Source organism: Candidatus Halocynthiibacter alkanivorans (genome assembly GCF_003333265.1).
GTDB classification, from domain to species: domain Bacteria; phylum Pseudomonadota; class Alphaproteobacteria; order Rhodobacterales; family Rhodobacteraceae; genus Halocyntiibacter_A; species Halocyntiibacter_A alkanivorans.
In genome coordinates, this window is sequence record NZ_QOLB01000026.1 from 1 (window position 1) to 4544 (window position 4544).

Sequence of the window (4544 nt, forward strand, 5' to 3'; positions counted from 1 at the left end):
GGGCTGCGCTTCTGGCGGCAAAAATCTTGGCTGCGCTGAGGCAGCAGGTCAGAGATCGGTTGCGCCAGGCCAAGGCCTGGTTCAGCTGATGGAGAAAGGCTCCAATGACTGCGTAGCAGTGGCAGAGTTGCAGTGCAGGTTTCAATGGGGGCCGCGTGTAAAAAAGGCTGGCGGATGCAAAGTGCAGGCCCACGACGCTGGAAAATGTTCGGACGTGCAATGCTGTGTCGCCGGGCAGGGGGCACTCCCGCCAGTGCTGCGCGCCTTGCAGGCGCTGGACCCTGTTGGGCCGCGCCGGGTCCTAACTTCACCTTAAAATTGACTATTGAACAACAAAAGTCGGCGACCAGACGCGAGTTACTGTGTGAAAACGGCGGTTGTTACTTCAATGAGGTTACTAACCCCGTTTCGTGTGGTCAATCTGCCCTGTAGATTGTTGCTCCATGTTTTACCGAATTCGATGTTTGTGCTAAATCAGACTCGGAGAAACAAGCTCTCGGTGAAACACCGCCACAAATTCGAAACACCGTATTTGAGGAGAGCATGATGTCGTTTGCTGAAGCATCTTTACGCCGCCTCGAGCCCAAGACCAAACGCTATATGCTCGCGGACAGCCACGGACTGTCAATCGAGGTCATGCCCTCGGGCGACAAGATTTGGCGAATGTCCTACCGGTATAACGGGAAACAGCGCAAGGCCAGCCTGGGGTCGTTTCCGGCGATCACGCTCCGGGAAGCCCGGGAGATACGCAACAGCGCAAAACTGAAGCTGGCGGAGGGCGTTGACCCTTTCCGCAGGGCGAGTGGGAAACGAGTACGGACTGACGACGAACTGCTCGGGCCCGAGCCTGCGACCACCTCGTGGTCTGTGCAGAGTACCTGCGCAAGCGCAAGCTCGGAGGGGCCAAACCCGTTACGATGACGAAGATCACACGCTACCTCGGGAAGACCTGCCCGACACTGGGCTCAATGGCGGCGGCGGAGATCTCAGCAGCGGACCTGCCGCCGATCCTGTGCGAGGAGGAAGCGAAAGAGCACTACGAAACCGCGAACCGTCTGAGGACATATATGGGGCAGGTCTTCCGCTATGCCGTCGCGACCCAGCGCGCAGAACGCAATCCTGCGGCAGACCTACGCGACGCGCTCATTACGCCGACTGTGACGCACCGCCCGGTATCACGGACGCGACGCAGATCGGGGGCCTTATGCGGGCCATACGCGGATACGGAGGACATGTCCCTGTCCGGGCCGCGCTCCGGATTCAGGCGTATTGTTTTCTGCGTCCGGGGGAGACCCGGAAAGGGGAATGGGACGAAGTCGATTTCGAACGTCGTCAATGGGCCATCCCGGCAGAGCGGATGAAAGGCGGCAAGCGTGACCATATCGTCCCGTTGTCGAACCAGGCGCTGGAAGTGCTGGAAGAACTTCGCGAGCATACCGATGACTCCCGCTACATCTTCGCGCAGCCACGCTCGAAAGATCGTCCACTCTCCACCAGCAGCTTGAACAGGACGCTCGTGAGCGTCAGCATTCCGCGCGACACCCACGTCCCGCACGGCTTCCGGACCACTGCGTCGACCAGCCTTAACGAGGCGGAATGGAATGCGGACTGGATTGAGGCGCAGCTTGCGCACGTACACGGGGACGCGGTGCGCGGGGCATACAACGCGGCGCAATACCTCAAGCAACGGCAGGTGATGATGCAGGCCTACGTGGATTGGCTGGACGCGCGGGGGCAGGCGAGGACCTGGATGCGTCGGACCTTGCCCCCGAACTGGTCGGTGTGACCACATGAATTCAGAGATGCTATAGCACTTCCGCCGCGCTTGACGAGTGTCCGTCACAAACCGCTTCATTTAGGCGCAAAGCGAATGTCCTGTGTGGATAGCTCCTGCATAGCAAGACATTTTTGAGGTGATCTGCGCGTTGCTCAGAAGCAGTCTTGTGTCCGGCCTGTTTACGCGGTTCTCGACCGCTGGCCCTCCCTCTCGGGACATTGCTGCGCAATGCCCTGCCGGGCAGTGGATGGGTTCCGCAAACCAGGTCCCTTTCTGCTTTGCGGGCTCTGAGGCCCGGGACATTCGACGGGGTGTCCTGGTTATCACGGCTGACTGTTGTGCCATCACTTCACGGGTCTTGCTAACTCTTGTTCCTTTGGTAGGGCTACACTGTTCTTGGGCTGTATGGTTCGTTTCGGGTGAGAATGGCCCAGATGATCCGTGCCGTTTTGTTGGCCATCGCGACTGTCGCAAGTCGAACCGGTTTACGTTCAAGAAGCGCTGCCAGCCATTTATCCGCCCGCTCAGGATGGTCGCGCACCTGACGAACACACGACGTCATGCCGATGACCAATAACTGCCGGAGGTATTGATCTCCCATTTTGCTGATACGACCTAATCGTTCCTGCCCGCCGCTGGATTTATTTAGTATCCACTCATTGGTCTAAACCCCCCGTCTTCCAGACGGGAGAGCTTTAGCGCGAAGAATCGGTTATGTTCTTATCCTCCCAGAATGAACCGCCGGAGGGTGAAGGTTCATTCTGGGAGGATAAGAACATGCACTATGACACCGGCAAACACTGCGTTTTCTATCACCGCTATCACCTCGTGTGGTCGACAAAGTACCGCTACAAAGTGTTGCTGGGCGATGTGCGCTGTCGGGTGCGCGACATCATCCGCCAGGTTTGCGCGGAGAACGGGGTCGACATCATCCGGGGCGTCCTGTCGAGCGACCATGTGCATATGTTCGTGTCGGTCCCGCCGAAACTGGCGGTGAGCGACCTGATGCGCCTGATGAAAGGGCGGTCGTCCCACAAGGTGCAGCGCGAATTTCCACATCTGAAAAAACGCTACTGGGGCTGTCACTTTTGGGGCAGGGGGTATTTTTCAACAACCAACGGGGCCATCACAGAAGACATCGTACTTCAGTACCTGGAAAATCACATCGCTGATCCTACCGGCGCCAGCCGGTAGTGGTTCAGTCCGGCGTTGACAGCGTTCGTTCCTCCGGACCGGAATTATCGGTGTAGTCTGATGTTCGATGTTCGATGTTTGATGATCGCTGTGCGGCAACTGCGGGTGTCGTATGCCCCATCCATTGCCGGACAGGCGACGCTGGCATCGCCGGGAGGGGCGGTCACAGCGTCGATCTGTTCACCCTCGGGGATCTGGTCGAGCCGCTCCGGGAGGACAGGACTGTCACCGTCGCGGCTGGGAGTGAATGCCACAGCCCTTATGCCGGACGCTGCTGAATCCATGGTCAGACGCACCCTGCGCCCCTGGCGGCGCGCTTGGACGCCGTGCTTGCGGGCGGGTGAGGGCTTCGTCATGCAGCCCTTCTAAACTTATGGATTCACGACTTGAAACGTCCGCAACCCTAATTGTGCAACAACGCCATCCTAGCTGAACATATCCTTCAAGTCCTGAAGTGTCTTGCGGTAATGCGCTGTCAACAGTGCGCAAGCCAGGTCGCTGTTGTGGTCCAAGGCTGCGTTCAGAATTTCCTGGTGTTCCTCAAGCGCGTCGTCGCGCCGCTCCAGGGTGGCGTTGATCGACAGATTTCGGTAGCGAACGGATTGATCCATCATAATGACACAGAACTGAACCATCCATGACGACCCGCATTGCGACACAAGTTGCAGGTGAAACTCGTGGTGTCGTACCTCCCACTCCACTTTCAGAGAGTCTGCATCGGCGTCTTTCATCAACCGTTGGGTTCGGGCCAACCGGTGATAGGCCAGGATCAGCCCGTCCTCCCATTCAGGCGTGGCATTAGCAATGCTCTCGCTCAGGGCTTTGGTTTCAATCCAGATACGGGCTGTAACCAATTCTTCCAGATCGCTGATCGACAATTCGGAGACGAAAAACCCTTTTTGGCCACGTCGATCCACCCAGCCTTCAGCCGACAACTGGTTCAACGCTTCGCGCACCGGGACCTGGCCGATGCGATAATGTGCAGATATCGCATCAAGGCGTAATTTCTCGCCCGGAAGCAGAGATCCGTTCATGATGTCGCGCTTGATCCGTCGATGTGCCCGCTCGGACAGGACCAGACCCGTTTCATCAGTTTCCCTGGTTTTAGTCATCTATCCAATTCCGCCTGGCTTGTTCGATTTGTTCCAGAAAACGAAAGTGTTCTGAACCCATACGACGATAAGGTAAAGCGAAAGGCCCAGGAAACTAAGGTAAATGATCAGCGAAAATACCCGTGGCGTGTTCAGTTGCGAGGCCGACACCCGGATCAGGGCGCCAAAACCCTTGCCACCGCCCAGAAACTCGCCGGTGATCGCGCCTGCCATGACTCCGACGGCCGCGATTTTCAAACCGGTGAAGAAATACGGCAAGCCGTTTGGAAGCTTTAACCGGATCAGCGTCTGCATGCGGCTGGCGCCGATCGATTTGAACAACATTCGTTCGTTTTCGGACGAGGCGTAAAGCCCGGCAGCGGTAGACACCACAATGGGAAAAGTAGCGATGAAGGCCGCCAGCGCCACTTTGGACGAGATGCCAAAGCCCAGCCAGGCGATGAACAACGGGGCAAAGGCCA

At 57.7% G+C, this 4544-nt stretch carries 5 protein-coding genes and 3 pseudogenes; 4 read left to right on the forward strand and 4 right to left on the reverse strand.

Annotated features, from left to right (window positions below):
• The first annotated feature begins 546 nt into the window (after positions 1-546).
• From DWA01_RS23985 to DWA01_RS00490, 3 genes and pseudogenes are all read left to right on the forward strand, one after another.
• Positions 547-921 carry an Arm DNA-binding domain-containing protein gene (locus DWA01_RS23985; RefSeq protein WP_114283674.1) on the forward strand — a complete coding sequence of 125 codons (375 nt, stop codon included), beginning with the start codon at positions 547-549 and terminating at the stop codon, positions 919-921.
• A pseudogene (locus DWA01_RS23990) lies at positions 861-1130 on the forward strand (phage integrase central domain-containing protein); the annotation flags it as partial. The gene DWA01_RS23985 and the pseudogene DWA01_RS23990, both read left to right, overlap by 61 nt.
• The gene (locus DWA01_RS00490) at positions 1013-1786 is read left to right on the forward strand and encodes a tyrosine-type recombinase/integrase (protein WP_268807680.1); all 774 of its coding nucleotides are present in this window, start codon (positions 1013-1015) and stop codon (positions 1784-1786) included. The pseudogene DWA01_RS23990 and the gene DWA01_RS00490, both read left to right, overlap by 118 nt.
• A 376-nt stretch (positions 1787-2162) precedes the next feature.
• Here the strand turns inward: DWA01_RS00490 and DWA01_RS00495 are convergent.
• A pseudogene (locus DWA01_RS00495) lies at positions 2163-2426 on the reverse strand (transposase); the annotation flags it as partial.
• Between the two features lie 128 nt (positions 2427-2554).
• Between DWA01_RS00495 and tnpA the strand changes: the two are divergent.
• Positions 2555-2971: an IS200/IS605 family transposase gene (gene tnpA, locus DWA01_RS00500; RefSeq protein WP_114283675.1), complete on the forward strand. Its 417-nt coding sequence runs from the start codon at positions 2555-2557 to the stop codon at positions 2969-2971.
• Here tnpA and DWA01_RS23995 read toward each other — a convergent pair.
• The 3 genes and pseudogenes from DWA01_RS23995 to DWA01_RS00515 form a co-directional block, all read right to left on the reverse strand.
• Positions 2951-3309 (reverse strand): annotated as a pseudogene (locus tag DWA01_RS23995) (hypothetical protein); the annotation flags it as partial. The gene tnpA and the pseudogene DWA01_RS23995 sit on opposite strands and share 21 nt — an antisense overlap.
• Before the next feature lie 87 nt (positions 3310-3396).
• Positions 3397-4083, reverse strand: a complete 687-nt coding sequence (locus DWA01_RS00510) for a GntR family transcriptional regulator (protein WP_114283672.1) — start codon at positions 4081-4083, stop codon at positions 3397-3399.
• Positions 4084-4544, reverse strand: a 461-nt coding sequence (locus tag DWA01_RS00515; RefSeq protein WP_114283673.1) for an ABC transporter permease, incomplete at its 5' end; no start/stop codon positions are given.